General features: G+C 73.7%; 1 protein-coding gene. It reads left to right on the top strand.

Going from position 1 to position 4,884, the window contains the following annotated elements:
- Positions 1-4,884: SDR family NAD(P)-dependent oxidoreductase (locus KGA66_RS28085; protein WP_211472464.1), on the top strand; the 4,884-nt coding region annotated here is incomplete at both ends.

Raw genomic sequence — 4,884 nt, 5'->3', positions numbered from 1 at the left:
ACCCAACCCTCCGACCTAGGCCTCACAGAACCCGGACACCCCCTCCTCGGCGCAGCCATCGAACTCGCGAGCGGCCAACTGACCGTCCTGACCGCCCAACTGTCCACGCGGCGCCAGCCATGGCTGGCCGACCACGCCGTCGCCGGCACCGTCCTGCTTCCCGGCACCGCGTTCGTAGACCTCGCACTCGCCGCCGCGCGACGCACCGGCTGCGGCCTGCTCGACGAACTCACCCTGCAAGCGCCGCTGATCCTGCCCGAGCGGGACGCCGTCCGACTGCAGGTCACCGTCGGCGCACCCGACGAGACCGGCCGCCGCACCATCGACATCCACTCCCGCCCCGACGACAGCGCCGACGCCCCCAACGCCGGCCCCGACCTCGACTCGGATCAGCAATGGACCCACCACGCCACCGGCTACCTCACCGCCGAACCCACCGAGCCCGCCGACCGGACGCAGGCCCCTGCTGAAGACCTGACGACGTGGCCGCCGACCGGCGCCGACCCCGTAGACGTCGCGAACCTCTACCCGGCGCTCGCCGAAGCCGGATACGGCTACGGCCCGATGTTCCACGGCCTGCGAGCCGCCTGGCGACGCGGCACCGACGTCTACGCCGAAGTCCGCCTGCCCGAGGGAACCGAAGCCACCGGCTACGGCATCCACCCGGCGCTGCTCGACGCCTGCCTGCACGCCCCGGTCCTCGCCCCCGGCGAACACGGCGAGCCCGGCCAAGGCGTCCAACTGCCGTTCTCCTGGGCCGGCGTCACGCTGCACGCCTCCGGAGCCACCGCGCTGCGCGTGCGCCTGCGGCCCACCGGCGACCGGTCACTGACACTCGCCGCCGCCGACCCGGCCGGCGACCCGGTCCTGACCATCAACTCCCTGATCACCCGGCCGGTCAGCCCCGAAGCCCTCACCGCGGCGCAGCCGACCGTCAACCGGCACCTGTACGAAGTCGAATGGACCGCGATCCGGCCGTGCGACGACGCCGCAGCGCAACCCGCGCTGCTCGACGACCCGGACCGGCTGGAGGAACTCGACGCGGCCGACCCCGCGGCGACGATCGTCGTCTACGCCTGCGAAGAACCCGCGGGTACGCAACCTGACGCGGCTCGCGCGGCCACGCTGCGGGTCCTCGACCTGGCCCGGCAGTGGCTGGCCGTGCCCCGCTTCGCCGCCTCCCGCCTGGCCATCGTCACAACCCGGGCGGTCACGGCCCAGCCCGGCGAACACATCAAAGACCTCGCACACGCCGCCGTCTGGGGCCTGATCCGCTCGGCGCAGAACGAGAACCCCGGCCGCTTCGTCCTGGTCGACACCGACGGCACCGAAGACTCCCGCCGGGCGCTCGCGAAAGCCCTCGCCACCGCCGTCGCCGACGAGGAGCCGCAGCTCGCGATCCGCGCCGGGAAATTCCACGCACCGCGCCTGACCCGCACCCGGCAGGACGCCGCGCTGCCCATCCCGCCGGCAGGCCCCGAATCAGCTCCCTGGCGGCTCGACTCGACGGGCACCGGCACCGTGGACGGCGTGGCCCTCGTGCCGAACCCCGGCGCCGCCGAGCCGCTGGAACCGGGCCAGATCCGCGTCGCGCTGCGCGCCGCCGGCCTCAACTTCCGCGACGCGCTGATCGCCCTGGGCATGTACCCGGGCCGGGCCGCCATCGGCAGCGAAGGCGCCGGCGTCGTCGTCGAGACCGCACCCGACGTCACCGGCCTGCGGCCCGGCGACCGTGTCATGGGCCTGATGCCCGGCGGCGTCGGCCCGCTGTCGGTGACCGACCACCGCCTCGTCACCCGGATCCCGGCGAACTGGAGCTTCGCGCAGGCAGCCGGCGCGCCGATCGTGTTCCTCACCGCCTACTACAGCCTGATCGACCTCGGCGCGCTCCAGCCGGGCGAGAAGCTGCTGATCCACGCCGGCACCGGCGGCGTCGGCATGGCCGCGCTGCAACTGGCCCGGCACCTCGGCCTCGACGTCTACACCACCGCCGGACCGCCGAAATGGCCGACGCTGCGGGCACTGGGCGTGCCGGAAGAACGCATCGCCTCCTCGCGCACCCTCGACTTCGAGCGCAAGTTCCGCGACCTGACCGGCGACGGCGTCGACGCCGTGCTGAACTCGCTGGCCGGCGACTTCAACGACGCCTCGCTGCGCCTGCTCAAACCCGGCGGCCGCTTCCTGGAGATGGGCAAGACCGACATCCGCACGCCCGAGAGCCTGCGCGGCGACATCGCCTACACCGCCTTCGACATGACCGACGCGGGTCCGGACCGCATCCAGGAGATGCTCGCGGCGCTGCGCGAACTGATCGAAGCCGGCGCGCTGCAGCCGCTGCCGGTCACCGCGTGGGACATCCGCGACGCCCGCCAGGCGCTGCGCCACCTGAGCCAGGCGCGGCACACCGGCAAGCTGGTGCTGACCCTGCCGACGCCGCTCGACCCGGACGGCACCGTCCTGGTCACCGGCGCGACCGGAAACCTCGGCGCCCTCGCCGCCCGCCACCTGGTCGCCGAACACGGCGTCAGACACCTGATTCTGGCCTCCCGCCGCGGAGCGAGCGCCCCCGGCGCGAACGACCTGGCCGCCGAACTCACCGCCCGTGGCGCCGTGGTCAAACTCGTGGCCTGCGACGCCGCCGACCGCGACGCGCTGGCGGCACTGCTGGCCGACGTGCCCGCCGAGCACCCGCTCACCGGCCTCGTACACACCGCGGGGGTCGTCGAGGACGCCACGGTCACCGCGCTCACCGCGGAGCAGGTCGGCGCGGTCTTCGCCCCGAAGGCCGACGCGGCATGGAACCTGCACACCCTGACCCGCGGGGCCGATCTGGCCATGTTCGTCACCTACTCCTCGGCGGCCGGCGTGTTCGGCAACCCCGGCCAGGCGAACTACGCCGCGGCCAACAGCTACCTCGACGCGCTGGCCGCGCACCGCCGTATCAGCGGCCTGCCGGCGACCGCCCTGGCCTGGGGATCCTGGCAGCCCGCGGCCGGCATGACCGCGAAACTCGGCGAAGCGGACCTGGCCCGGATGCGGCGCGGCGGAATGCGCCCGCTTCCCCCGGCTCAGGGCATGGCGCTGTTCGACGCGGCCGTCGCCGGTGGCCGCGCGGCGACGGTTCCGGCGCTGCTCGACCTGAGCGCGTTCAAGGCGGCGGGGTCGATACCGGCGCTGCTACGAGCACTGGTACGCGCGCCCGTCCGCACCGCCGCGACGGCGGCGAACCCCGGCGCGTCCTCGCTGGCCCGGCGCCTGAGCGGGCTCTCGCCGGAAGCCCGCGAGCAGGCGCTGCTCCAGCTCATCCTGGAGAACGCCACCGCGGTCCTCGGGCACGCGGATACCGGCGCCGTGGACGCCGAACGCCCGTTCAAAGACCTCGGCTTCGACTCCCTGACCGCCGTGGAACTGCGCAACCGCCTCGGCACCGCTACCGGGCTGCGGCTGAGTCCCACGCTGACATTCGACTATCCGACCCCTCTCGCGCTCGCCCGCCACCTGATCTCGCAGGGCCTCGGCGGCGGCTCGACCGAGCCGCAGCACCCTGCCGACGACCGCCTCCTGCCCGCGACCGCAGGGCTCGATGACGACCCGATCGCGATCGTCGGCATGGCCTGCCGTTTCCCCGGCGGCGTGCAGAGCCCTGAGGACCTCTGGCAGTTGGTCGCCACCGAACGCGACGCCATCGGCGAGCTGCCCGCGGACCGCGGCTGGAATCTGGCCGCGCTCTACGACCCGGACCCGCAGCGGCCCGGAACCTCGTACGTGCGCCACGGCGGCTTCATCGACGCCTCAGGGTTCGATCCGGGGTTCTTCGGCATCAACCCGCGCGAGGCGCTGGCCATGGATCCACAGCAGCGGCTGCTGCTGGAAACCAGCTGGGAGGCGATCGAGCAGGCCGGGATCGACCCGGCGTCGCTGCGCGCAAGCCAGACCGGCGTGTTCGCGGGCGTCGTCGCGCAGGGCTACTCGGCGCGGCTGCGCGACGACGCTCCGGACGAACTGGAAGGCTACCTGGCGACCGGGAACACGCCCAGCGTGGCGTCCGGCCGCGTCTCCTACACCTTCGGGTTCGAAGGCCCCGCGATCACGGTCGACACCGCGTGCTCGTCCTCGCTCGTCGCGATCCACCTGGCGTGCCAGGCGCTGCGCAACCGCGAGTGCGACCTGGCGTTGAGCGGCGGGGTGACCGTGATGGCCACGCCGACGATGTTCGTCGAGTTCAGCCGCCAGCGCGGGTTGGCCCCGGACGGGCGCTGCAAGGCGTTCTCCGCGGACGCCGACGGGACCGCGTGGGGCGAGGGCGCGGGAATGGTGCTGCTGGAGCGGCTTTCCGACGCCCGGCGCAACGGCCACAGCGTGCTCGCCATCGTGCGCGGCTCCGCGGTCAACCAGGACGGCGCGAGCAACGGCCTCACCGCGCCGAACGGACCCTCACAGGAGCGGGTGATCCGGCAGGCACTCAAGGCGGCGGCGCTGACGAGCGCGGACATCGACGTCGTAGAGGCACACGGCACCGGCACCCCGCTCGGCGACCCGATCGAAGCGCAGGCGCTGCTGGCGACGTACGGCCGGCGGCGGCCGCCGCGCTCGCCGCTGCGGCTCGGCTCGGTGAAGTCGAACATCGGGCACACCCAGGCCGCGTCCGGTGTCGCCGGCGTGCTGAAGATGGTCATGGCCATGCGGCACGGCCTCCTGCCGCGCACCCTGCACGCGACCGCCGCCACGCCTCACGTGGACTGGTCCAGCGGCGCGGTCTCGCTGCTGACCGAATCAGTGCCCTGGCCGGAGACGGGGCACCCGCGCCGCGCGGCCGTCTCCTCCTTCGCGATCAGCGGCACCAACGCGCACGTCATCCTGGAGGCCGCCGACGCCTGCGGGAAT

The organism is Actinocrinis puniceicyclus, from assembly GCF_018283645.1.
Taxonomy (GTDB): Bacteria; Actinomycetota; Actinomycetes; order Streptomycetales; family Catenulisporaceae; genus Actinocrinis; species Actinocrinis puniceicyclus.
This window is presented reverse-complemented; position numbering and strand designations above follow the sequence as displayed.